This is a genomic window from Balneola sp. (genome assembly GCA_003712055.1).
Lineage (GTDB): Bacteria > Bacteroidota > Rhodothermia > Balneolales > Balneolaceae > RHLJ01.
Genome location: RHLJ01000005.1, coordinates 275,489 through 300,972, shown reverse-complemented (window position 1 = coordinate 300,972; position 25,484 = coordinate 275,489). Strand labels below are relative to the sequence as shown.

At 39.1% G+C, this 25,484-nt stretch carries 19 protein-coding genes; 16 read left to right on the top strand and 3 right to left on the bottom strand.

All coding sequences use genetic code 11. From position 1 onward, the window contains the following. Nucleotides 1–150: 150 nt before the first annotated feature. Entirely contained in the window at nt 151–1,026 is an 876-nt protein-coding gene (locus ED557_13260; protein ID RNC80089.1) for a DUF58 domain-containing protein, read from the top strand. Nucleotides 1,027–1,189: 163 nt separating this feature from the next. Here ED557_13260 and ED557_13255 read toward each other — a convergent pair whose 3' ends face one another. Further along, a complete protein-coding gene (locus ED557_13255) occupies nt 1,190–2,479 on the bottom strand; it encodes a hypothetical protein (protein RNC80142.1) in 1,290 nt (429 codons plus the stop codon). 152 nt (nt 2,480–2,631) lie between these two features. Here ED557_13255 and ED557_13250 point away from each other — a divergent pair, with 152 nt between their 5' ends. From ED557_13250 to ED557_13190, 13 genes are all read left to right on the top strand, one after another. Then, nucleotides 2,632–3,630, top strand: a complete 999-nt coding sequence (locus tag ED557_13250) for a hypothetical protein (GenBank protein RNC80088.1) — start codon at nt 2,632–2,634, stop codon at nt 3,628–3,630. Then, entirely contained in the window at nt 3,630–4,625 is a 996-nt protein-coding gene (locus ED557_13245; GenBank protein RNC80087.1) for a VWA domain-containing protein, read from the top strand. The genes ED557_13250 and ED557_13245 overlap by 1 nt, the downstream gene beginning before the upstream one ends. A 69-nt stretch (nt 4,626–4,694) precedes the next feature. After that, on the top strand, nt 4,695–8,018 hold the full coding sequence (gene mfd, locus ED557_13240) for a transcription-repair coupling factor (protein ID RNC80086.1): 3,324 nt from the start codon (nt 4,695–4,697) through the stop codon (nt 8,016–8,018). 300 nt (nt 8,019–8,318) lie between these two features. Next, nucleotides 8,319–9,245: a threonylcarbamoyl-AMP synthase gene (locus ED557_13235; protein RNC80085.1), complete on the top strand. Its 927-nt coding sequence runs from the start codon at nt 8,319–8,321 to the stop codon at nt 9,243–9,245. A gap of 65 nt (nt 9,246–9,310) precedes the next feature. Then, complete coding sequence (locus ED557_13230) at nt 9,311–10,846, top strand: tetratricopeptide repeat protein (GenBank protein ID RNC80084.1); 1,536 nt, start codon at nt 9,311–9,313, stop codon at nt 10,844–10,846. A 15-nt stretch (nt 10,847–10,861) separates the two neighbouring features. Beyond that, a complete protein-coding gene (locus ED557_13225) occupies nt 10,862–11,986 on the top strand; it encodes a hypothetical protein (GenBank protein ID RNC80083.1) in 1,125 nt (374 codons plus the stop codon). A 319-nt stretch (nt 11,987–12,305) separates the two neighbouring features. Further along, entirely contained in the window at nt 12,306–12,749 is a 444-nt protein-coding gene (locus ED557_13220; GenBank protein ID RNC80082.1) for a DUF4174 domain-containing protein, read from the top strand. A 302-nt stretch (nt 12,750–13,051) separates the two neighbouring features. Further along, entirely contained in the window at nt 13,052–13,609 is a 558-nt protein-coding gene (locus ED557_13215) for an RNA polymerase sigma-70 factor (GenBank protein RNC80081.1), read from the top strand. Further along, nucleotides 13,606–14,517 (top strand): hypothetical protein, encoded by a 912-nt coding sequence (locus tag ED557_13210; GenBank protein ID RNC80080.1) that lies wholly within the window; start codon nt 13,606–13,608, stop codon nt 14,515–14,517. The genes ED557_13215 and ED557_13210 overlap by 4 nt, the downstream gene beginning before the upstream one ends. A 3-nt stretch (nt 14,518–14,520) precedes the next feature. Beyond that, nucleotides 14,521–17,256, top strand: a complete 2,736-nt coding sequence (locus tag ED557_13205; protein RNC80079.1) for a hypothetical protein — start codon at nt 14,521–14,523, stop codon at nt 17,254–17,256. Nucleotides 17,257–17,625: 369 nt separating this feature from the next. Further along, nucleotides 17,626–17,934 (top strand): GIY-YIG nuclease family protein, encoded by a 309-nt coding sequence (locus ED557_13200; protein RNC80078.1) that lies wholly within the window; start codon nt 17,626–17,628, stop codon nt 17,932–17,934. 239 nt (nt 17,935–18,173) lie between these two features. Continuing rightward, nucleotides 18,174–19,886: a fasciclin domain-containing protein gene (locus ED557_13195; protein ID RNC80077.1), complete on the top strand. Its 1,713-nt coding sequence runs from the start codon at nt 18,174–18,176 to the stop codon at nt 19,884–19,886. Nucleotides 19,887–20,021: 135 nt separating this feature from the next. Continuing rightward, the gene (locus ED557_13190; protein ID RNC80076.1) at nt 20,022–20,294 is read left to right on the top strand and encodes a hypothetical protein; all 273 of its coding nucleotides are present in this window, start codon (nt 20,022–20,024) and stop codon (nt 20,292–20,294) included. Here the strand turns inward: ED557_13190 and ED557_13185 are convergent. After that, nucleotides 20,278–21,357 carry a M42 family peptidase gene (locus tag ED557_13185; protein RNC80075.1) on the bottom strand — a complete coding sequence of 360 codons (1,080 nt, stop codon included), beginning with the start codon at nt 21,355–21,357 and terminating at the stop codon, nt 20,278–20,280. The two genes, ED557_13190 and ED557_13185, sit on opposite strands and share 17 nt — an antisense overlap. Nucleotides 21,358–21,461: 104 nt before the next feature. On the opposite strand from ED557_13185, the gene ED557_13180 reads away from it, so the two are divergent. Together ED557_13180 and ED557_13175 are read left to right on the top strand one after the other, a co-directional pair. Then, a complete protein-coding gene (locus ED557_13180; GenBank protein RNC80074.1) occupies nt 21,462–21,908 on the top strand; it encodes an acyl-CoA thioesterase in 447 nt (148 codons plus the stop codon). Next, a complete protein-coding gene (locus ED557_13175; GenBank protein RNC80073.1) occupies nt 21,901–23,148 on the top strand; it encodes an HD domain-containing protein in 1,248 nt (415 codons plus the stop codon). The genes ED557_13180 and ED557_13175 overlap by 8 nt, the downstream gene beginning before the upstream one ends. On the opposite strand, the gene ED557_13170 is transcribed toward ED557_13175, so the two are convergent. Further along, the gene (locus ED557_13170) at nt 23,145–25,442 is read right to left on the bottom strand and encodes a PAS domain-containing sensor histidine kinase (protein ID RNC80072.1); all 2,298 of its coding nucleotides are present in this window, start codon (nt 25,440–25,442) and stop codon (nt 23,145–23,147) included. The two genes, ED557_13175 and ED557_13170, sit on opposite strands and share 4 nt — an antisense overlap. Between the last annotated feature and the right edge of the window lie 42 nt (nt 25,443–25,484).

Sequence of the window (25,484 nt, the reverse complement as noted above, 5' to 3'; positions counted from 1 at the left end):
TACTACAGAAATAATTTCAATGAATTTTATAAAAATTTATTACTCTTTTTATTATGTAAATATTTATAAGAAAAAACAGTGTTAAGTAATTTTAAAAACTTTTTGCTTCCTTGATCTTTCGAATCCTCTTACCTTCATAAAAAATTGGCTATGATTTCAAAAGAAGTATTAAAGAAAATTCGCAAGCTCGAAATCCAGACTAAGGGTCTTGTGAATACTCTGTTTGGCGGTGAATACCAATCTGCCTTTAAAGGCCGGGGAATGGCGTTTTCGGAGGTTAGAGCTTACAATTACGGTGATGATATTCGCCAAATTGACTGGAATGTAACCGCCCGAACAGGCGATCCTTACATCAAAATTTTCGAGGAAGAAAGAGAGCAAACACTCATGCTTTGTGTAGATATTTCGGCAAGTGGAGTGTTCGGAAGTCATAGCCAGAGGAAGATGGATGTAGCGATTGAAATCTCTGCGGTTCTTGCGTTTAGCGCGATTAAAAATGGCGATAAAGTGGGACTAGTTTTGTTCAGTGATGGCATTGAAAAGGTAGTTCCCCCTAAAAAAGGAAGAACCCACGTTCTTCGTTTGATTAGAGAACTTTATACTACGCGACCAAAGGGTCGGGGTACGGATATAGCTGAGGCACTTGGCTATGTAAATCGGTTGTTAGACCGACGAGCCATCGTTGTATTAGCTTCGGATTTTCAGGATGAGGACTATGAAAAGCAGTTACGGATCACTAATCAAAAACATGATTTGGTAAGTATCATTATTAACGATCCGTTTGAGGATGAGCTACCAAATATCGGATTAGTACCTTTTAGAGATGCGGAATCGGACAGAGAAATCCTTATCGACACCTCCAACAAATCGGTAAGAACTCAATACGCAAAAAAGAAAAGAGCTCACAAGGCGAAACTAGATGAAGCTCTTCTCAAAATGAAGGTAGATGCGGTTAATGTAAGTACAAATAAGTCTTACGTTCGCCCATTAATGAATTTCTTCCAGCGAAGAATGAATAGGTACTAGGGGTTATTAACTCTTTACTACACCATGTACTAGAAAAGGGTCATTCTGAGCATACCTGCGAAGAATCTAGACGGGTAAAAGACTCTTAGAAATCATAAAGCGAACTTACAACTCAATTAGATCCTTCGGCGGTAGCCTCAGGATGACTAAGAGAAAAAAGCTTTTAATAAGTAAAATCGCTAGAAGCCAACATAGGCTTTCCAATCTGATTTAATTGGAACTTATACTTCTCGATAGTAAGATCAAATTTACCCATTTCCGACTCTTCAATCGCCTTAGATGGAGGCAGTTCCAAAGTCAAAGGATTTACCGGCTGATCATTTTTATAAACACGGTAATCAAGGTGAACTCCGGTTACTCTTCCGGTTCTACCCACATACCCTATTACCTGACCTTGTTTTACTTTTACCCCTGATTTTATCCCAGGCCCAAAACCGTTTAAATGTAAATAAGCTGTTGTGTACGTACTGTTATGCTTAATCTTTACAATATTTCCATTTGGACCTCTGTACCTCGATTCTATAATAGTACCATCTCCTACTGCTATAACCGGGGTACCTAAAGGTGCAGCATAATCGACTCCATAGTGAGGCATTCTTCTTTTTAAAACCGGGTGAAAACGACTATGTGAGAAGTTTGAACTCACTCTCTGTGAGTAGGTAAAAGGGGCTTTTAAAAGAGCTTTCTGAACGCCTTTACCTTCGCTGTTAAAATATCCAGCCCTATCATTGCTCTCATAGAAGAAAGCATCATATGATTCATTCTTATGTACAAACTCTGCTGCTAAAATTTTACCCACTCCGTAAGGTCTGCCATCCACAAGTTGTTGTTCATATATCACTTTGAACGAATCGTCTTTGTATACTCTGAAGAAATCGATTTGCCATCCAAAAATTTCACTCAACCTGTTCCCCAATAGTGGATCCTGATTATTTTCCAATAGAGCTTCATATAATGATGAAGTGATTACCCCCGATGTTTCCGAAATTCTGGTAGTAATCTCTTTCTTCCCTTTTTTTACCTCTATATCTCCTTCAAAATCAAATACAACGTAATTCAACAAATCATTGTGAAGAATCAGTCTGTTCAATGCCTGACTTTCATCATCTACATAGGTGATATATCGTTGCCCGGGTTGAATTCTGTTGGTTCTGAATTTACCCTTTGACTTTTGAACCACCTCATCTATTTCCTGAGCAGTTACATCAAGTCCTGATAAGATTAGATAAAGACTCTCATTTCTCCTGACTCTTTTTTCCTGTATTACATCACCACTAACCTGATACCCGTATTCATCCAAAATCGGTGATTCCTTTATTTCAACGAATGAATCTAGACTTACAGAAGGAACACCTTCTTCGTATCCTGGTTTGGCATCGAATAATGTACAACTGGAAAGAATGCAAAGCATACCAACCCATTGCAATGATCTTCTAACCCTTTTTTTCTGCATATTTCTATAGATGATTAACGCGGATGAGGATACGAATTTCCTCCAGCTTTTCATAGGAACCATTTTTTACATCTCAAGCCACAAATTGGTACACACATTTTATCCAATATCTACTATTTTTGACACTTTTAAGACGAACCTTAACAATTTTGATGCCCGCTAGAGCGAATTCTCATAAGATTCTTGTTTTCTTTATTGTGTTTATTTCCGGATGGTTGATACCTGATTTCGTTCAAGCTCAATCAGCAACAGCCAGGGTATCAAAAGATTCACTCACCGTCGGAGAACTCTTTGACCTATCAATTACATTAAGGGTCGAGCAATCCTATCAACGTATCATATTCCCTGATTCAACCAGCTTCCCTCCGATCATTGATTTTAATTCCAGCAGACAATACAGAATCACTGATTTTGCGGATAGTGTTCTTTATCAACTTCAATTCTTTGCCGACAGAGATATATCGCTTTCTCCGTTTCCGGTTATTCTGGTTTCTGCTTCCGATACAAGTGTAGTTTATACAAACCCTATTTCACTCTACTTCAAAACAGTACTGCCATCTGAAGACGCGGAACTAAAACCATTGAAGCCTATTTTTGACCTTTCTGGTTTTCCCTGGGCCTGGGCAATCATCATACTTGGGTTGATAATTGCTGCAATTGCAGCTTATTACACCTTCTTTAAGAAGAAGGAAGAAATTGAAGAACCTGAGGTTATAGAACTTGTTCCATTCTTTAGTCCTTTAGATGGACTTGAAAAAGAATTAGCCAGACTCAAACAGGAGTATGATTTAGCAGCTACTAAAGATTATAAATATTTCTATAGTACGCTAAGTGATTCCATCCGCCAATATTTTGAGGATCTATATAACATTCCGGCTTTAGAGTCCACATCCCGTGAGCTATTCCGATACATGGATGCTTTTGGTGTTGATCATGAAATGATAAAAAGTACCCGACAGGTATTAAACAGATCCGATATGGTTAAGTTTGCGAAATTTACTCCAACATTGGACGACGCCTGGTCATGTTATCAATATGCTGTTGACTTTTTGGACAGAGCACGAACTGTAGATGCTTCCAGGATCTCCAGAAAGAAAGCATTATTTGAATCTGAACAACATCTTGCAAACCAACCACAGGAGGCTGAATAATGGAATGGGCTAATCCTGAATGGTTTTGGGCATTATTGGTACTTCCTGTACTCCTGGGAGTATATCTATATCGTTTTTTTACCAAGAAAAGAGCCTCTCTTACCTTTTCTTCTACCTCCATTTTTGATGGGATAACCGGAAACTGGAAAGCACATCTCCATTGGTTGAACCTCCTTCTTTATCTGGGTGGAGTTACCCTCCTCATTTTGGCTATGGCGCGCCCTCAGCTAAAGCTAACTACTGTTGAGCGAAATGCGGAAGGTATCGATATAGTGATGGTGTTGGATATGTCATCTTCGATGAGAGCAGAGGATTTAAAACCAAACCGATTCGAAGCAGCAAGGGAAGTAGCTACCGGATTTGTAGAAAAAAGAATTTCGGATAGGATTGGTCTGGTTACCTTTGCGATGAAGAGCTTTACCGTTTGCCCCCCTACCCTTGACTACCGTCTGCTAAAACAACTCATTGGAGAAGTAGAAATGGGAGTAATCGAAGATGGAACAGCTATTGGAATGGGTATTGCGACTGCCATAAACCGACTCAAAGACAGTGAGACCCAAAGCAAGATTATTATCCTACTTACCGATGGTCAAAATAATGCCGGAGAAATCGACCCGGTAACTGCAGCTGACCTTGCGGTGACCTATGGAATTAAAATCTACACTATCGGAGCTGGCACAAGGGGAACTGCTCCATACCCGGTACAGGATCCCATTTTTGGACGTCGTTATCAGAACATTCCAGTGAACATTGATGAAGAAATGCTCACGAGTGTTGCGGAGCTTACAGGAGGAAAATACTATCGAGCTACAGATACTGAACAGCTTTTTAACATTTATGATGAAATCGATCAACTTGAAAAATCTAAAGTAGAAGAAATCATCTACACAGATTACGAAGACCAATATCCACTCTACCTGCAGCTTTCAATACTGCTGCTTCTCATTGGTTTTTTAATTGATCGGGTATGGCTTAAAACACTAGTCCAGTATTAGTACAAAGCTTCTGTCTATAACATCTCCTTTCCGTATCTTCTGCACCTTTAAATTTTAAGAGTCTATTCAATGTCTCTGGAGAACATACGCTCCTTAATTTCAAAAAGTCCTTCCGTTGCAGCTTACTCAACTGCTATTAAAGAGAATAATAAATTGGCTCTTAAGGGCAGTATAGGCTCTTTTTTGCCCTTTCTTATTGCAGAACAAAGCAAAAGTTATAAGAACTTACTCCTTATCACTGATACCGACGAAGACGAGCGTTTCTTGAAATCAGATCTTTCCATTCTAATAGAAAAAGGGATTGTTCACTTTCCATCTACACACCTAAAGCCATACGATAATGAGCAAATTGTAGATTCTTCATTATTAGTGCAGCGGTCGGAAGCGTTGCAAGAAATACAGGAAGGAAATGCAGCTATTTCTATTGCTTCAGCAGAAGGTATATTTGAAAAAGTGGCCCCTCCTTCTGTATTGGATTCGGTAAGCATACTACTTTCAAAAGGAGATGAAATTGACCTTGAAAAATTGCGGACTGACCTTGTGGATCAGGGCTACCAACCCGTCCGATTCGTAGACCAGCCTGGTGAGTATGCAATTAGAGGTGGAATTTTGGATGTGTTTCCTTTTTCGGGTGAGTATCCACTACGTTTTGAATTTTTTGGAGATGAAATTGACTCAATTCGTGAGTTTGATGCCGATTCTCAACGTTCGATTTCTTTTTTAAATCAGACAAGGATTGTCCCTAACCTCTCTGATCTACCAGATACAGAGAAAACTTCTTTGCTCCACTACTTTAGTCAGGATACACTGGTCATTCTTAAAAATCCTGCACTAATTTTTGCTGCGCTTAAGGAAAAATTCCAGCAAGCGGAAGAACGATTCGAACATCTGAATAAAGAAGATGCAGCTAGTCCGGATCAACTTTTTGTTTCTAAGGAAGAGTTTGAACAAGAACTCACAAAGTTTTCTAATACCGTAATCACAGGAAATCAGGCAAGTTCTTCTGAAAAAATTCCTTCGCATTCATTTGAGTTAAAGCCTCAACCCGATTTTCATGGAAATTTCAAACTGCTAAGGGAAAACATTGAAGGGAATTCTGAAAAAGGTGTTCGAACCATTATCCTGTGTGATAACAATGGACAGAAAACACGGTTTGAAGAATTACTTGGAGAACCTACCCCTACCCTTAATTACGAATTGGTGGTAGAGTCACTCCACGAAGGTTTTATCTATCCGGAATCAAAATTAGCTCTTTATACGGATCACCAGATTTTCAACCGGTACCATCGACCCAAGGTTAGAAAGAGAAGATACTCGGGGGGAATATCTTTCAAAGAACTCAAAGATTTGAGCATAGGCGATTATGTTGTACATGTCGATTATGGGATAGGAAAGTTTGCAGGCTTCAAAAAAATCAAAGTAAAAGAGATAGAACAGGAAGTAGTTGTTCTTCGGTATCAGGAAGAATCACTCCTTTATGTGAATGTTTCCAGTCTTCATAAGCTTCAAAAATATTCAGGTAAAGAAGGCACTGCTCCAAGGATAACTAAACTAGGATCTGGAGAATGGGCTCGGAAAAAAGCCCAAACGAAGAAAAAAGTAAAAGATATTGCCAGAGAGCTTATTCAGCTTTATGCAAAGCGTAAAATGCAAAAAGCGTATGCATTTTCAGGAGATCAGGGATGGCAAACAGAGCTTGAAGCACGATTTGAATACGAAGAAACACCAGATCAGGATGAAGCCATTAAAGCGGTAAAAACAGATATGGAAAGTTCTCAACCTATGGATCGCTTAGTATGTGGCGATGTTGGGTTTGGAAAAACTGAAGTAGCCGTCCGGGCTGCATTCAAAGCAGTAATGGATAATAAACAGGTCGGAGTATTAGTTCCCACCACCATTCTCGCTGAGCAGCATGCCAAGACCTTCACAAAAAGGATGAAGGAATTCCCTGTTAGGATTGAAGCTCTTTCCCGATTCAAAACCAAAGCGGAACAATCGAAAGTGATTGAAGAGCTGAAAGAAGGCAATATGGATATTGTGATTGGTACACATCGCTTGCTTTCTAAGGATGTGAAATTCCATGATCTTGGGCTTATCATTGTTGACGAAGAACAACGTTTTGGGGTATCTGCAAAAGAAAAATTGAAGGAATTCAGAGCTTCAGTAGACGTACTCACCCTTACCGCAACCCCTATTCCAAGAACTCTCCAGTTTTCATTAATGGGTGCACGGGATCTAAGTGTAATCAATACTCCTCCTCCAAACCGCCAACCGGTTTATACAGAGATTCACAGCTTTAATGAAGAGCTAATTCGTGATGCCATCCTACAGGAAATGAGCCGTGGCGGTCAGGTATTCTTCATTCACAACAGGGTTAAAAATATTGAAGAAGTAGCCGATATGATTCGAAGGCTGGTTCCTGATACAAGAGTTCGCTTTGGGCATGGGCAGATGAGTGGGCCTCAACTGGAAAAGATCATTGGAGATTTTTACCAGCACAAGTTTGATGTATTGGTATCGACTAACATCGTAGAAAATGGAATAGATATTTCGAATGCTAATACCATCATTATTAACAATGCGAACAACTTTGGACTAGCAGAACTTCATCAGCTAAGAGGTAGAGTTGGACGGTCGAACCGTAAAGCTTTTTGCTATCTCATCACCCCTCCTATTGAGACCTTAACCCCTGAAGCAAGGAAACGCCTTCTTGCGCTGGAAGAATTTTCAGATTTAGGATCAGGATTCAACATTGCAATGCGTGATTTAGATATTCGTGGAGCCGGAGATATTTTAGGTGGAGAGCAAAGCGGATTTATCAATGATATAGGTTTCGATTTATATACCAAGATCCTGAATGATGCAGTACGCGAATTAAAGGAATCCGAGTTCTCTGATTTATTTGAAGGAGTTGAAGCAGAAGTAGATTTACCTGAAACCACGGTTGAGTTTGATGCATCGGCCCTCCTTCCACAGGAATATGTAGCCGACAATGTAGAACGACTGAACCTTTATCGAAAGCTTTCTCAATCTAAGTCAGAGAAAGAGATTGAAGAATGGAAGGAAGAAATTCAGGATCGTTTTGGCCCTGTCCCAAAAGAAGCAGAAACACTCATTTTAGCTAGCAAAATCAAGCTTTTTGCATCTAGAAACTTCTTTATTAAAGTGACAATCAGAGCCGGTAGAATGTGGTGTGTTTGTCCTAAAACCGGAAGTGAATTAGGAGACCAATATTTCCAAAGCGGTCGTTTTCAAAAGACATTGGAGAAAATGGAGAAGCTTAAGCCAGAGCTATTCCAGGTTATTCAGAAAAATGATACCGTTCGCTTTGCTATCCAGGACATCCCCGATTATGAAGCAGCACTTGCTTTTCTAAAGAGCCTGGCAGAATAATAGTTTATAGTCATTCTGAGGATACTTCCGAAGAATCAACACAACCCTGAACAATTAAACACTGTGTTGATTCTTCACTTACGCCTGTCCTCTGTACGCATACTTCGGAAGGCGGGCTCAGAATGACTTAACATAAAACCATCCGCGAGGAACGAAGCGGTCTCAGTGAGATTGCTTCGCTATGCTCGCAAAATTATCTTCCTTTGTTTCGAAATCTTATGAAATGGCTCATAATGTAGTTTCCTCACAAAGATCCTGAAACAAGTTCAGGATGACCTATAAAAAGGTTATTCTCCCTTTATGGCTGATATCTCCAAATACATAACCCTTATTAAGTCCGGACACCCCGTTGCTTTCCCCACAGAAACGGTATACGGACTAGGTGCAGATGCATGGAATCCTTCAGCCATAGCTAGAGTATTCGAGATAAAAGGCCGCCCTTCTGATAATCCCCTTATTGTTCATGTTTCCAGCGTTGAACAAGCAAATGATTTTGTAGAGGAAATCACTGAAACCGCAAAAGTCCTTATGGATAGTTTTTGGCCTGGCCCTCTTTCGTTGGTTCTAAAAAAGAAAACCAAGGTGCTGGATGCAATCACCGCTGGTTTAGGTACTGTAGCTATCAGAATGCCCGACCATCCCATGGCTCTGGAATTAATCGCTCAAACCGGGCCATTAGTAGCCCCTAGCGCCAATACTTCCGGAAAACCAAGCCCTACTAAAGCAGAACATGTTCGCCAGGATTTTGGAAAAGGCTTTCCTGTTATTGATGGAGAAGCCACTAAGATTGGCCTCGAATCAACGGTGATTGACTTAACAGGAGAAAGACCGGCCATTCTGCGGCCCGGCAGCATCAGTCGAAAACAAATTGAAGAAGCGCTTGGTATGGATGTGGAAGAGTCCTTTTTCCACCATATGGAACGCCCAAAAAGCCCTGGTCAAAAATACTCCCACTATAAACCAAAGGCCGAAGTACGTTGGTTGACAGAAGAAGATGATCTTTCTGATCCCTCTACCCTTTTCCTTCTTCAGGAAGGTGAGTTAAAGGCTGATAATCTTATCTACTACCGAGGCAATTTGGAACAGATGGCCAGAGAGTTATATGATCGGTTTAGGCAAGCAGATTTGGAAGGGTTTAGGAAGGTTGTGATTGAGTCCATTGAAGATTCGGACAATTCAGTCAGCTCAGCACTTAAAAACCGCCTGGATAGAGCAATACAAAAGTAATTTGGTTCTTTGTTTTCTAGAGCTAAACCATTTAGATTTAATAAGTTTTTATTAATTCTATTTTTATGAAACTTCAACACCTCCCTTCATTTCATCTGTTAGCTCTACTACTAATCACCCTTATTTTTTCTAGTACTTCTCTATATGCTCAATCAGTAGAGAATACAATTTCTGCAGAAGAAGTAAGAATAGTATTACTTGAGAAAGAGGTTGAAAATCTGAGTAGAGAAATAGAAGATTATCAGAATTTTCTTAAAGAACTATATGAAGGAAAAGCGCGAAAACATGAGTCGGAGTTCATGATAATTGAAAATAAAATCGAAAATTTTATCACAACTATATCACTAATAGGCTCTTTTTTAGTTGTTCTTTTGACCTTTCTTGGCAAAAATCTACTTGTTAGTTCAGTCGAAACATATTTCAACAAGCAAGCAAAAAATATTACATCTAAAAAAATAAATTCCATTCTTACCGAAGAGTGGATTCGAAGTGAGGTTGAAGAGAAAGTTAAACGTCCAATCGATAAAGCAGTAACCAAGCTTGAAAAAGATTTCAAAAAGAGAAGCGGAGAAATAATTTCCGATTCACGTAAGGCATTAACTGAAATAGAAGAAGTTTTAGAAATTAGAAGAGCAGTGCTTGAAAAAAGTGGACTTGATAACAAGATTGGTAAATCGTCTCCTGAAGACAAATTAAAGATTTTGGATTTTGAAGAAACACTTGAAGAAACTAAACGAGAAGAAGACTTTAATGCAGACGATTGGTTTTGGAAAGGCCTAGCAGAAGATGAAAGAGAAGAGTACAATGAAGCAATTATCTCTTATTCTAAGGCTATTAAGCTGAACCCAACAAGCTGGAGAGCATGGAACAATAGAGGTTACACCAAAATTGAATTAGAGAAATATGAAGAAGCAATAGAAGATTTGAATAAAGCAATTAAGTTAGATCCAAAAAAATCGATTGGCTGGAGCAATAGAGGGGTCGCTAAAATGGAATGGGGCAAACTTGAGCAGGCTATTAGTGATTTAGATGAAGCTATTAAACTGGACCCCGAAAACTCATATGCGTGGAGCAATAGAGGGGTTGCTAGAAAAAAGATTGGGAAATCTGAAGAAGCTATTATTGATTTAAATGAAGCAATAAGACTACAACAGAGCAACTCTATTTTATGGAGTAATAGAGGTGGCTGTAAAAATGATCTAAAAAGATTTAAGGAAGCAATTGAAGACTTTGACAAAGCTATTGAGCTGGACTCAAAGGTCAGTAATACATGGAATAATAGAGGTTTTTCAAAAAATGGACTAGGTATGTATAAAGATGCCATTAAAGATTTAGATAAAGCTATTGAACTAAATCCAAAAAACCCTTACCCATATGCGCATCGTTCTTACTCGTATTTTCAATTAGGCAAACTTAAGCAAGCAGAATCGGATAGTGAAAAAGCAATACAGCTTGACCAAAATTATGGACGCCCATACCATGTATCTGGGTTGATTAATCAAGCTGAAGGTAGGGTAGATGCAGCATGTGAAGCATGGAAAAAAGCTTTGGAACTTGGTTTTCAAGAAGCTCAGGAAAAGCTCGATGAATTTTGCGCATAATAAACTAATTGAATAATGAAAAGAACCCTCAAAATTCTAAAAATCCTGGCCATTGCTTTACTCAGCCTGGTAGCCTTGCTCTTTATCACGTTATTGGTTGTTTGGCAAAACCCGGAATTTGGAGGAGATATGGATGAATCGAGTTTAGCTAAAGCAGAAGCCTCTCCTCAGTACTATAATGATCATTTTGAAAATAATCCCGAAGCACTTCCCAATGATCTAATGACTAACATAAGAGAAATGAGAGGTGATCAGATACGGATTCCGGCAAGTCCATTCCCAATAGAAATTCCTCAAATTAGTGATACAGTCAGCTCTGGTATTAACGCAACTTGGTTTGGCCACGCCACTGTTTATGTTGAAATGGACGGCAAACGGATTATGACTGATCCAATGCTGTCGAATAAGGCTTTTCTGGTAAAGATGATTGCCCCTGAACGTTATAACCCTCCCCCAATAAGCGTGGAAGAATTACCTGCTATTGATATAGTAACTATTTCTCATGATCACTTTGATCACCTCGATATGAATACGGCTATACATTTAGCAGATAACGGAACTTTATTTTTTGTGGGTATTGGTATAAAAGCTCATCTCATGACCTGGGGAATATCAGAAGAACAGATATATGAAATGGACTGGTGGGAAAGTGTGAGTATTGACGATTTTATTATTCATTGTATTCCAGCTCGACACTATTCGGGACGTAAATGGATGGACAATTCGACCTTATGGACATCCTGGGTTATTGAAAGCCCTGAGCATCAGATTTATCATAGTGGCGATACCGGGTATGGACCTCACTTTAAAGAAGTTCATGAGAAGTTTGGGCCAATGGATATCAGCTTTATCAAAGTTGGAGATTACGGGGAAGATTTGGGCTGGCAAGATATACATATGCCTACCGAGCGCTCTGTTGAGGCAGCCAGAGATCTCAATTCGAAAATAATGTTCCCCATTCACTGGGGTACTTTCTCACTTTCCTATCACGATTGGTTCGAACCTATTAATCTTGCGGTGCAATATGCCAGAGAAAAAGAGGTGGTATTAGTAACCCCGAAACTGGGTGAAACCATTAATGCTGATTCTACCATCACTAATGAACAGTGGTGGAAGCCTTTGGAATTAGAGCAGAAGTAGCACTATTAATCTGATAGATACGATTCTAATTGGTTGTTCTTTTGTTATTTCTGTCCCGAATGCTTCGTCATTGCGAAGGACTCGGCGATAGCTAGCCCTGAAGCAATCTCGCCTTATTCATAGAGATTGCCCGCCTGCCGAAGCCTCGTGCGGAGTTCGTGCTTCGTCGATTCTATTATTAGAGCAACACACCGTTTTTAGGCTCCTCGCAAAGACCCTACTTATTTATAGATTTCTCACTTCGTTCGAAAAAAAACTAAACAGAAAGAACTATATAAATCATTACTCAGTTAGTTAAAAAGTAACTTGACTATCCAAAATGAATCCTGCATTCCTACTACTCTGCATTACATTTTCAATGACTTTATACAGCTCTATTAACGCGCAGAATCTATCTAATCACCGTTGGGAGAATAGAGTTCTAATTCTCGTCACAGATGATTTAGAAAACGAATACTATCAAAAGCAGCTTAAAGAGTTGGAAGGAAACGAAGAGAAATTGAAAGAACGGAAGTTGACTATTTATAGGGTTTGGGAAGGCCAATATAAAATCGGACTCGAAGATCAAAATGGATGGTATTCAGTCTTAGATGACAATTTTTCCAAATTGACAACTCTCTCGGATTCAGAGTTTGAAATTATCCTTATTGGTTTGGATGGGGGTGTTAAAGTAAGAGAAACTGAGACAATAGAAGTCGAGAAACTATTCGCCATTATTGATTCGATGCCAATGCGAGCGCAAGAGATTCGCAATTCTTACTGACCAAATGCTTCGTCATTGCGAAGGACTCGGCGATAGCTAGTCCTGAAGCAATCTCGCCTTATTCATAGAGATTGCCCGCCTGCCGAAGCCTCGTGCGGAGTTCGTGCTTCGTCGATTCTATTACTCAATTTATATATAGCTTTCCGGCTCCTTGCAAAGACTATTTGCCACAAGTTTAATTCTCGGATTTCTCAGTCGTTAACTCCTTCGAAATGACAAGAAAACAAAGAGAACTAAAAAAAATTTATCCCGGTTTACTCAGCAACTAGTCATACTACTTTTTTGATGTGTAATGTTGATGTATGAATCCTTCTGAACTTAAAATTTGGATCGCTGAGATAAAAAAAAGCAACCGCCTAGCCTTCTCTAATTTCTTTAGAGAATCCTACGGTACCTACGTTGCCTATGCGCAACGATACGTCTATTCAAAAGACGCTTCAGCAGATATCGTTCAGGAAGCATTCATAAAGTTATGGGAAGTTCGGGACCAGCTCGAAGCCCATAAATCTCTTAAGGCATTCATGTACACCATAGTCAGAAATCTGGCTTTGAATTATATCAGAGATCACGAATCCAGATATACAGAGTTGGATGAGGAGAATCTCTCTATTCATCAAGAGGAGAAAAAGGATTCCGGAGAAGACCATTCTTCGGAATCCCTTTTTCAGGTTCTTATTTCACGACTACCGGAACGGCAAAAAGAAGCTTTTGAGCTCAGCCGCTTCGATGGGTTACAACATGATGAAATAGCTCAAATTATGAGTGTATCTCCCAGAACGGTGAACAATCATATTGTAGCTGCCTTAAAAACACTTAGAGATGAATATGAAAAAGAAACATCAAAGGTGATGGCATTATGAGTAGTGATGATAAACACACAATACCTCCCAAGATACTAGATCTGCAAAGTCTGCCAGAAGATCTCCAGGAGATTTGGGATGCATCTGAAGAAGCCAGACCAAAAGCTCAAGTCCCTGACGAACTTGAAACAGAAGATGCGTTAAAGAAAGTGCTGCTTCAAATTGACACTCAAGAATCTAAATCTACAACGAGGAAACGACCTTTTTATATTTACGCCGCGGCAGCTTCTGTACTCATTGCTGCTCTAACGGCAGGTTTTCTGTTCAATTCCGTTGATATAGTCGCTCCTATAGGCCAGACTCAACTGATAAGCCTTTCTGATGGCTCTACGGTAGAGTTGAACAGCAATTCGACCCTCACCTATCGGCCTCGGGTATATGGGATATTTTCGAGAAATGTGTCTCTGGATGGAGAAGCCTATTTTGATATTGCTAGGTCAACTACTCCATTTGCGGTTACCACACAACATACGGTAGTTGAAGTATTAGGTACTGAATTCACCGTTTCTGACTGGAAAGATTCACGTTATAATAATTCCGAGGTAGCTGTATATGAAGGAAAAGTGCAGGTAACCGCGTTCTCAGAATCAGCTCATATCCTGGAGTTAGGCGATGCTATTTCTATAGATAGTCAAACCAAAACTATTACTAAAAACGAAGTTGACCCTACTCTTCCTACTTCATGGAAAGGGATCGGAAGTTCAGAATCCGATCTTACATCCTTGTTTGAGCGATTGGCTTTATTGAACGATATCGAAATTCGGTTCGATGAAGAATACTTTTCAAAAGAAAAGATTACCGCTTATTACTCCTCTGAAAAATCGATTTCTGACATACTGAATGATTTGTCCATTGTTAAAGGCTTTGAAGTATCCAAAACCAAAGACGGCTTTAGCATTACTAAATAGCACATGAAGAGAGCTGTAGCACTAGTACTTTTTTTAATACCCATTTGGGTATCTGCCCAGGAATCTGAAACCAAAAGATTCGTTGCCAGAGGAGTATCTATTGAGTCAGCTATTATCAAGCTTGTTGAATCCGAAGAAATTGACCTGGTCTATGATCCTTCTCTCCCACTTAAAGACATCGTTTATATTTCTCTGAATTATAAAACTCCTTCCGAGGTACTTAGGGAGATCCTAAAAGGAAGTAAACTCGACTTCATTATTCTTTCTTCCGGTACTTATGTAATCACTGAGAAAAAGGGAATCCAAAAAGATTACGGGCGTTTTTACGGCTATGTATTTGATGCTGAAACAGGATCACCTATCTCTAATGCCACCGTATTTCTTTCTGATGCTTCCAATAGCACCTATACTAATCAGAATGGATATTTTTCAGTAAACTCACTTATCGCTGGTTCATACCCGGTTATATTCAGTTCAGTCGGCTATGAATCTCAACAGGCAACTGTTTCAGTAGAAGCCAATTCGGAAGTAAAAGTAATCAGACTTTCTCCTAAAACTTTTTTAGGTGCTCCGATTGTGGTACAAGCTCAAACCCCTTCTCTATCTCTGAATAAATTAGCCGAAGGAGTAGATTTTCAACAATCAATGGAGCAACAACCCTCTGCGCAAGAATCTCCGATTAAAGCGACAACCGTATATTCCGGAATCAGCTTCAATGAAAGTCAACAAACGCTGAGTATCCAGGGAGGAAACCCGGAGAATCAACTCATTAAGCTGGACGGGGTTCCTATGTATGGAATCGGTAATCTGGGAACACACATCGGTTCATTTAGTCCCTACGCTATTGATAAGGTGTATATAAAAAAGGCAGGTTATGGAGTGGATGATGGTGGAGTATTATCAGGCATTGTTGACTTCCGGCAGGCAGCTCGACCAGGATCAAACTCCTTGGGACTAATCCAGGTAAACCCGAATAGTATTAATGGAGCAGTTAGCCCTTTGATTCATAGGAGCTGGAATACCTCCCTTGTCGTAAGAGCAAATCAAATTGGAGGAGAATTACCTTATGGATACAGAACAAATGTTCAATCCAGAAATCTACTCGATCCCCTCACACAAAACTTTTTGATGGGCGGAAATGGTGATATCGCTCATTATGATCAGCAGGTACAAAATCAGAGTATAAACTTCTTTGATGGGCACTTTACCGCCGAAACTTCTACCTCAGATTTTCAAAGGACTATTGTTTCCGGATATTTTGGAAGCCAGCGTTTCACTAATGAATTACTTTCGGAGCGTAATACCATCAACTCAAACCAACCCTTTTTTGTATACAGCCAGGAAAATGGAGAACGCCTGAATAGCATGCTTCAATTGAGCAGATATCAGGTCATTTCAGATCGAGCTGATATTTCTTTCCAGGGATATTATTCCGGCAGCTCTTTTTCAAATATCTACTTTATGGAAGGAAATGACAGTTTGTATCAGGCTGGCCATAATGCAAATGATGCTTTCCAGTTTTATTCGCAACGATATGATTCTGATGCTTCTTTGGTAGATGAGCAATCGATACAAGAATTAGGTGCTACAGCCGAGCTCGTTTACCACGTTGATTCCAGGTTAAAGCTCACTAACGGGTTAGAAACACAGTTCCTTTCCTATGATTTTGGCATCAATGATCTTTTCTATTTCCCGATTGAGAATACTAACTCCGTTCTCTTAACCAGCTTTTATAGCCAATCTGAATTTACTGTCAGCCGAAACTTGCGAGCTTCATTTGGGGCACGATCGACTTTTAGCACTTCTAATCAGCAAATATATATACAGCCGCGTTTCTCGCTTACTCTGGATAGCGAAAAAACCCCGATCGGTTTTCACACTATATCTTTATCAGGCGGTGTATATCGCCAATTTATCCACCAGCTCCATCTCACAAATGTAGGACCAAGTGCATTCACATCGTACAATGATTTCACAGTCCCAATAGATAATTCACTTGCTATCCCTGCTTCGTACCAGGTAGCAGGTTTGTGGGAGATCTCGGTTTCGGAGCTTACCTCTATTTCATTTGAGACCTATTATAAATGGACTCCAAACATCTATGAGGTCAGTTATCAGCGATTATTAGTCCCCCAAAGTAATCGAAGTCAATCTTTTACCTCGCAAAGTGAGTTTTTGATGGATGCTGAGGGATATTCTTTTGGCGGCGCATTGAGCTTTATCCAAACTTTTGAAGATCCAAATATCCAGTTGAAGTGGTTGAATCAAAGCAATATTTCGAAAAGAACTAATCCCGAGAGGTTTAATGGAAATGAGGTACATACCTTTTGGAGTGAACCTTTTTCTTCTTCATTGACTCTTCGCTATCAAACTAATGAGAGATTGAGTTTTAGTGCTTTTTCCCGATGGACTCCTACCCGGTACTGGGCTTTTAATCATGCTTATTATGATTTCTTAACCACACATGGAGAAACCCAACTTGGTAATTTTGACCTTAACAATCCGGATGCACATACTCTGTCTCCTTTTTTCCAGCTCGACCTTTCTGCAAATTATTCGATGAATATTTCGGGTTCCCGACTAAAATTTCGTCTCGACCTGGTGAATATCACAAATAGAAAAAATGAGTTGAGCAGATTCTTAACCCCTCATTCACAAAACGGAGGAAATATCTACGAAACCTCCAGTAAACGCTTACCTGGTTTTATACCCACCTTCTCGATCCAATTTGAGATTTAATACCCGCTAGATAAGGTGAATTAGTTTTATAGCTATTTCATAACCATATCCTAAATCTAGTTCTCACTAAGATCCTGAAATAAATTCAGGATGACCTTGTCAGGATACCGATAAAAAGAAGTCAACCTGAACTCGTTTCAGGATCTTAAGAAAAGGCAAGAGATTAACCTCCGCTTGAGCATTCCCACCTGCCCTCCGTACTTGTACTATGGAAGGCGGGCGAAGGCAGGAATTAAATCGCAATTGAGTTATTTCTTTTCAAATCTATCCAGACCCCTGCCTTCGCAGGGCTGACGATAATGAAGTCTAGGTAATATTAAAACTAGGAATAAAAATGTAAGGATTGCCTCTAAGATTGATCTTACTGCCATGAAAGAGGGTTATGTATACATTATTTCCAACGCTAAAAGAACTGTCTTCTATACTGGTGTGACCAGTGATCTGATAAGTCGCATCTACCAACATAAACAAGGAAATGGTTCCTTTTTCTCATCTAAGTACAATGTTTTTTTCCTAATGTATTATGAAACCCATCAAACAATGTATCATGCCATTGAAAGAGAGAAACAAATCAAAAAGTGGAAACGAGAGTGGAAATTGAATTTAATAAAATCCAAAAATCCTGAATTCGAAGATTTATGGAATGAAATACTTCCTAAGGGAAGATTTCACTTCTAATTTCTTATTCCGAATTCTTTAGTTCTTACCAAGTAGTAATTCCATCCTCAAAGTAATCCCTATCTACTCTCCTTGATGTCATTCCTGCGAAGGCAGGAATCTAAATTGTAATTGAGGCTTAGACAAAATCTGCACTGTAGGATGAACCTGGAATCTTATTTTTTTCAGAACCAACTAGTCATCGTGAGTTCTCTATGTGTATTAGTAGCAACTATTCATACTAATAAAAGAGAACTACGATGAGAAAACTAAACATTTATTTCCTTCCATTACTTGTATCAGTATTTGTGCTCTTTACTGCTTGCAGCGATAGCAACAGTTCAGATCCGGAAACTGATGAGACAATTTTTGGAATAGCAAGTACCAACAATGATTTCAATACCCTATCTCAGGCAATCATAGATGCAGGTTTGCAATCAACTCTTGAAGGAGCCGGACCATTTACAGTATTCGCTCCTACCGACGCAGCTTTTGACAAACTGCCGGATGGGCTTTTAGGTGATCTTACCGACGAGCAACTGGCTGAAATTCTTCAGTACCATGTAATTTCAGGAAGTGATATTGCTTCTTCACAACTCCAGGCTACTCAAGATGTAGAAACTCTTCAGGGAGAAAAAATCCTTATTGAAGCAGCAAATGGTGTTCTGGTAAATAACTTTTCTTCAGTTGTAAATGCTGATATTGAAGCTTCCAACGGAGTTATCCATGCTATCGATGAAGTACTTCTACCAGAAGGTTTGAGAGAAGCTAATATCGTTGACAGAGCAAAAGAATTAAGCATCTTTACTTCTTTAGTAGGTGCTGTAGAAGATGCAGGTCTTACCACTACCCTTCAGTTCAAAGGTGACTTCACGGTATTCGCCCCAACTGATAATGCTTTTAGCGAACTTCCAAGCGGATTATTAGAAAGCTTAACTACCGAGCAACTAGCTGAAATCCTTCAGTACCATGTATTAAGTGGTGAAGTATTTGCTGCTAATCTACAGGCTGAGCAAAGCCCTGCTTCTTTAACAGAAGAAAGTATATTTGTTACTAAATCAGGCGAGGAAGTATCTGTAAACCAGGCTTCCGTAGTAACTGCTGATGTTGATGTAACAAACGGAGTTATCCATGCTATTGATCAGGTAATCCTTCCAGATGCTTATGGAACCGTAGTTGATGCAGCTGCAAAGAGATATTTCTTCTCTACGTTGGTAGAGCAGGTAATTAATGCAGAGTTAGCCGATGATCTTTCAAACACCTCTGCTTCATTTACCCTTTTTGCTCCAACGAACGAAGCTTTTGCAAAACTCCCTGAAGGACTATTGACTTCACTTACCAAAGAACAATTGATTGAAATCTTAAGTTACCACGTAATTCCAGCAGAAGTAAAAGCAGGTGATCTATCAGCAGAGCAAGCTCCTGAGGCTTTAGCAGGTGGTGAAGTGTTCGTAACTAAATCTGAAGTAGGAACTGTGATGGTAAATGCCAATGCAGAAGTTATTGAGGCTGACGTAGACGTTAACAATGGAGTTATCCATGCTATTAACGAAGTTATTCTACCAGACAATTTTGTAGATGTAGTAGGCATTGCATCTAAAAGATTCGACTTAACCACTCTTGTAGGTGCTGTTACTGATGCTCAACTGGTAGAAGCTCTTTCTGCAACAACTAATGATGGCTTTACGGTATTTGCTCCTGTGAATTCAGCTTTCGGTGAATTGGATGCTATTCCTACCGGAGATGCTTTAGTCGATGTACTTCAATACCACGTTATCCCAAGCAAAGTACTTTCTGGCGATCTACAGGCAACTCAAACTGTTGAAACTTTAAATGGAGATACTGTAACCATTACCGTAGAAAATGGTGTAGTTAGTATTAATGGTAGTACGGTAGTTACTACTGCCGACCTGGAAGGAACCAATGGTGTAGTACATATCATTGATGAAGTTCTACTTCCTCCCGCGAACTAGTTTAACAACATAGACGACTGACAAAAGGGAGTTCTGTTCGAAGGAGCTCTCTTTTTTTGTTTTAATTAATTTGCCAAACGTAACATTTAGGAGTTTTTTCAAGTACTTACTTGGAGTTTAAAAAAAGGAGGAAAGATGGGATTCGTTACTCAAGCAGGTAAAATTCTAAAATTTAATAACAGTCAATTAAGAAAAAAGACCTTCTTTAAAGAGCTAGGCAAGTCAGGATATACCCGATCTAATTCTAAACTCGATCTTAAAACCTTTCAAAGAAAGAGTAGGATTATCTATCAAAGAAAATACAGAAGAGCTCTTTTGACAAGAACTCTGATTATTCCATTTGTGATAATCAGTCTATTCCTTTTTATCTGGATGATTTTTACTAAGTATTCTATTCAAATACTGTAAATGTCTGATCGGGCTTCATAGCTAATACAGCTTCTACCATAACAGTAATAAGCCTATCCACATCTTTCATAGAGCATACTTCAACCGGGGAATGCATATAGCGTAACGGAAGAGAAATAAGGGCACTTGGTACTCCGGTTTGTTGGTAGAAAATAGAATCCGTATCTGTTCCGGTTCGAACACTGGTAGCCTCATGCTGCACTTCGATCTCATTTTTCTCGCATACCTCTTCAAGAAACTCAACAAGTTTGGGATGATTAGCCCCTCCATGCTGAATGGTAGGCCCCTCTCCTAATATCACCGTTCCATGATCTTTTTGATCGATACCTGGCGTGTCTGTAGCATGAGTAACATCGGTAACCAAAGCCATATCCGGCATAAAACGATACGTCATCATTCTGGCCCCAAAGCCCCCTACTTCTTCCTGGATGGAGTTAAGGGCAATAACATTCACTTTGAGCTTATTTTTTTGCTCTGAAAGACGTTTCAAAGCCCGAGCTATGATATATCCACCTATTCTATTATCAAGTGCTCTACCTGTAAGAATGTCTTCATTTAGGAATTCTGAATCTGAAGCGTAAGTGATTGGATCACCTATTTGAACCAGCTTTAATGCCTCTTCCTTACTGGTAACTCCGATATCTACATAAATATCTTTCCATGCTGGTTCTTTCCCGCCTCCGTTTTTTACTGTTTGAAGATGAATTGCTGTGTTACCAGTTACCCCTACTACTCTTCCCTTTTTGTTGTGAATAAATACCTTCTTTGCCCGGGCAATAGTAGAATCACTTCCTCCGAGCTTACTCACATACACAAAGCCCTGTTCAGTAATATGCTGGACGACCATCCCAATTTCATCACAATGAGCTTCCAGCATTACAGTAGCTACATCGCCACTAATAGTTATCTTTGCGGCACATGAACCATAATCATCAGTTACAACCTCGTCAGAAAAATCCTCCACATAATTTTTCCAAACCTTAACTCCTGCTTTTTCATATCCGGTTGGGCTTGGAGTAGTAAGTAGTTCTTCTAAAAATTGTGCTGCTTTAGTTTTGCTCATACTGAATTTTTTTGAGCTGAATATAGGAAAAAGACCACCTACGAACGACTGCTGATTCTTTTCCGAAAGCTTTATTCCTATTACTCTAATCCCTAATTTGAAGAATGATGAGACCTAGCTACGACCCCAATCTGTTCTATTACTGGCATACTATTCAAACCCGATTCCGAGATCTCGATCCCTTAAATCATGCAAACAACGCTGTATTTAATACCTACTTTGAGGAAGCCAGAATACATTTTGTAAATCAGGTACCGGAACTTGCACATTCATTTGCCGAAGGGAAGGCTTTTGTCCTTGTGAAATGTACTCTGGAATACTTAAAACCAATACATTATCCGGCTACATTACTTGTAGGGAGCAGCTGCCTTTCGATTGGTAATACAAGTGTTGAAGCTTTTCAGGCTATTTATGATTCAGAAACTAAAAACTTGCTGGCCGTTGCAACAACTAAAGGGGTATGGTTCGATATCAAAAGAAACCGGCCTACTGCTGTGCCGAATATTGATAATAAAGAACCATTGATGTTTAAGCTTCCTGCCGATGGATAAAAGTACACGTTATAAAATCTTCAATGATCCCGTCCATGGCTTCATAACTGTGCCAAAAGGAATAATCCTGAGACTCATAGATCATCCTTATGTTCAACGACTAAGACGTGTCCGACAACTTGGATTGGGTTACCTCGTATTTCCGGCAGCCGAACACTCCAGATTCTCACACGCTCTTGGAGCACTGGAATTAGGGCAGCGAGTATTAAATAATTTAAGAGAGAAAGACACAACCATCAGCAATAAGGAATATGAAGGAACATTAATTGCTCTTTTATTACATGACGTTGGTCATGGTCCTCTATCCCATACTCTCGAACATTCTCTGATTAACAATTTTAATCATGAGATGATGAGCCTTGCTATAATGAAAGAGCTCAACAAACAATTCGATGGAGCCCTGGATACAGCAATTGCAATTTTCACCAATCAGTATCCAAAAAAATTCTTACATCAATTGGTTTCATCTCAGCTGGATTTGGATAGACTCGATTATCTTCGCAGAGATAGCTTTTTTACCGGAGTCTCTGAAGGATCAGTGGGGATCAATCGGATACTTAAGACGATGCGTGTGTTTAACGGAAATATTGTCATCGAAAAGAAAGGGATATACGCAGTTGAAAACTATATAATAGCCCGTAGATTGATGTATATGCAGGTTTATCTTCACAAAACTGTACTGAGTGGTGATGCTCTTTTGAGAAAAATCTTCCTACGAGTTCGAGAATTACTTGCTAATGGAAAAAAGGTTGATTTCGGCTCTTCCAATCTCCAGTACTTTTTAAAAGAAGAACAATCCGCAAAAAAGAGAATCACAAAAACCGTAATAGACCAGTATTTGTCTTTAGATGATTACGATATCTTTCAAAACATAAAAGTTTGGCAGCACTCCAAAGATCCTATTTTGTCGGATTTAAGTTTTCGCTTTTTAACCCGATCATTATTTAGAACGTCTTTTATTGAAAAATCACCAACTAAAGAAGATGTGAAGAGCCTGACTAAAAAGACTCTAAAAGTACTTAAGAAGAAAGGAATTAAAGTTGATTCAGAATCAGCTTCCTATTACTTCAGTTTTGAAAACGATCAAACTGAGGCCTATAAATATCTGAATGATCGAATCTGGATTTTGGATGATGAAGCTATTGAGTTCTCAAAAGCCGCTGATACTAAAAATATTGTTGCCCTTGCTCAACCCGTGTTGAGGCATTATTGTGTACACTTAAAAGAGATAGAACTTTAACTCTCCTGGAGTACTTTTACGACTTTAGTAATAGTTAAATAGTCGTAATCCTGAGCTATCGAGATTAGCTTTTCGTATTCAGGTCCTGAGACCTCAGACTTAAACTCTTGAGTTGATATATAATCAACCAGACTATCAAAATCCTGCATTTTTAAAGCTGAAAAGACTTTCTCTCTTTTTTCTTCTTCCATCGCATTAATGAAGGAAGCTATTTTTTCAGGACTAACTTCTTCGAAGCTTTCCTTAGGTTCTTTGACAGATACTTCAGTCTTTCTACCAAGAAGCATACTTATCGTTGAAAGCAGATGATCAGTTTTAAAAGGCTTAAGAATGTATTCTGAAAATCCCTGAGCCATTAATTCATTTCGATCCCCTTTAAAACCTCCAGCTGTAACAGCAATAATAGGAATGTTAGCAAACCTTCCTCCAGATGCTCGTATTGTGAGCATGGCCTCTAACCCATCCATTACCGGCATATTTATATCCATTAGGATAACATCCGGAGCAAAACTTTCTAAAAGATCAATTGCCTCTTTTCCGTTCTCTGCCTCCTTATATTCATAGCCCTCTTCTTTTAAAACCAAGCGTGTAATTGTTCTATTGGGTTCGATATCATCAACAATTAGTACCCTTATCTTCTTCTTATCGGTAACAGTAATGCCAGTTATTGAAAGAGAAGTCTCTGATTTAGCTGATATGAGTTGCTGCTGGTCGAGAATCTTGATCGGTATTTGTACTGTTACAATAGTTCCTTTGTCAAGCTTACTTTTTACTTCAATATCTCCACCCATAAATTCAGCCAGTCTCTGGCAAAGAGTAAGTCCAAGACCAGTACCATTATTTTTCAAGCTATCTAACTGCCAAAAAGGTTCAAAGATGTGACGAAGAGCATCCTCAGATATTCCTATACCTGTGTCCTTTACCTCTATTTTTAGAGTATCCTTGCCATCTACCTGAATAACCCGGTAGAAAAGCCCAACTGATCCGCTCTTTGTGAACTTGATGGCATTAGTTAACAGATTTTTGATAATAGTAGAGAGCTTATCCAGATCTGTCTCGATAGCATCAGGTAGATCTCCAACTGCATCGATGGAAAACTTTAGACCTTTCTCCTTTGCCTTTTTAGAGATCTTGGTTGCTATATCCCTGAAAAATGCCCCAAGTGCAATGGATTCAACATCAAGTCTGGTTCTATCAGAATCCAGAGTAGATAGTTCCAAAATATCAGTTACCATTCCCAGAAGCTGTTCACCTGCATTAGATATAGTTTGTACGTGAATTTTATCAACATCTCTTAGAGCATCACTTTGCCCTAAAATCTGAGTGTATCCCAAAATAGCATTGAGTGGGGTTCTAAATTCATGAGACATACTCGCAATAAAACCTGTCTTAGTACGGCTTGCTTCTTCTGCAATGTCTTTGGCCTTCTTAAGGTATTCCTCAGTTTCTTTGGCAGCAGTTATATCTCTTGTAACAGCCTGAAATCCAACAATCACCCCACTGTCCTTGATAAATGTAGCTGACTGCCCTAACCATCTTATCTCACCAGATTTAGTTTTTACCCTGAACTCTATGTATGTACTTGGCTTCTCCTCCTGATATTGTTGGTAGTAAAAATTTTCCACTCTTTCTTTATCAACATCGGCAACCAGGTCATTGAAGTTCTTGGATAAAATTTCATACTCAGTAAATCCTACTATTTGTTCTACAATAGAATTCACGAAGTTGAAATTACCCTTCAAATCTATTTTGAAGATAATATCCCGGGCAGATTCTACAAGCTGCTTATATTCAGTTTGAGTATTGTAAAGCCGATCTTCGACAAACTTCTTTCCCGATACATCAGTAGCCTCGGTAAGAATAAATTCTTTCCCATCTTTCTTGGAAACAATAGTACGCTTTTGAATCTGGAACCACTCTTCTCTCTCTCCTTTTGTAAACGTAGATTTATAAACAATAGAAGATGACCGCCTTGAAATTATATCATCATTATGTTTTAGAAATGTTTTTTTGACGAATTCATCAATAGGGAGATCAGCAAAGGATTTACCAAATATTCTTTTCTTTTTCTCTCCAACCAGATCAAGGAATTTATTATTGGCAAAGATTATGTTCGAATCAAAGTCGAAAAAAACGATGTACTGATCTTGTTCATGAACCAAAGAGTTAAGTAAGAAAGCATTTTCCCTGTTATTCCTTAATCTTCTTACTAGAACGTAAGTAGTTATGAAAGTAACAACTAGAACTACAGCAATGATAGTTATCTGTTCGGCACCTAAATCTATTAATTGCATACCTTTAGTAAAATCTACCTAGACTTTACATTATAATGAAAA

Coding starts and splice junctions, on each gene's coding strand:
- ED557_13190 (RNC80076.1), top strand. CDS start 20,022: ATGGGATTCGTTACTCAAGCAGGTAAAATTCTAAAATTTAATAACAGT.
- ED557_13235 (RNC80085.1), top strand. CDS start 8,319: ATGGCTGATATCTCCAAATACATAACCCTTATTAAGTCCGGACACCCC.
- ED557_13230 (RNC80084.1), top strand. CDS start 9,311: ATGAAACTTCAACACCTCCCTTCATTTCATCTGTTAGCTCTACTACTA.
- ED557_13180 (RNC80074.1), top strand. CDS start 21,462: ATGATGAGACCTAGCTACGACCCCAATCTGTTCTATTACTGGCATACT.
- ED557_13215 (RNC80081.1), top strand. CDS start 13,052: ATGAATCCTTCTGAACTTAAAATTTGGATCGCTGAGATAAAAAAAAGC.
- ED557_13195 (RNC80077.1), top strand. CDS start 18,174: ATGAGAAAACTAAACATTTATTTCCTTCCATTACTTGTATCAGTATTT.
- ED557_13175 (RNC80073.1), top strand. CDS start 21,901: ATGGATAAAAGTACACGTTATAAAATCTTCAATGATCCCGTCCATGGC.
- ED557_13200 (RNC80078.1), top strand. CDS start 17,626: ATGAAAGAGGGTTATGTATACATTATTTCCAACGCTAAAAGAACTGTC.
- ED557_13250 (RNC80088.1), top strand. CDS start 2,632: ATGCCCGCTAGAGCGAATTCTCATAAGATTCTTGTTTTCTTTATTGTG.
- mfd (RNC80086.1), top strand. CDS start 4,695: ATGTCTCTGGAGAACATACGCTCCTTAATTTCAAAAAGTCCTTCCGTT.
- ED557_13210 (RNC80080.1), top strand. CDS start 13,606: ATGAGTAGTGATGATAAACACACAATACCTCCCAAGATACTAGATCTG.
- ED557_13205 (RNC80079.1), top strand. CDS start 14,521: ATGAAGAGAGCTGTAGCACTAGTACTTTTTTTAATACCCATTTGGGTA.
- ED557_13225 (RNC80083.1), top strand. CDS start 10,862: ATGAAAAGAACCCTCAAAATTCTAAAAATCCTGGCCATTGCTTTACTC.
- ED557_13220 (RNC80082.1), top strand. CDS start 12,306: ATGAATCCTGCATTCCTACTACTCTGCATTACATTTTCAATGACTTTA.
- ED557_13185 (RNC80075.1), bottom strand. CDS start 21,357: ATGAGCAAAACTAAAGCAGCACAATTTTTAGAAGAACTACTTACTACT.
- ED557_13245 (RNC80087.1), top strand. CDS start 3,630: ATGGAATGGGCTAATCCTGAATGGTTTTGGGCATTATTGGTACTTCCT.
- ED557_13260 (RNC80089.1), top strand. CDS start 151: ATGATTTCAAAAGAAGTATTAAAGAAAATTCGCAAGCTCGAAATCCAG.
- ED557_13170 (RNC80072.1), bottom strand. CDS start 25,442: ATGCAATTAATAGATTTAGGTGCCGAACAGATAACTATCATTGCTGTA.
- ED557_13255 (RNC80142.1), bottom strand. CDS start 2,479: ATGCAGAAAAAAAGGGTTAGAAGATCATTGCAATGGGTTGGTATGCTT.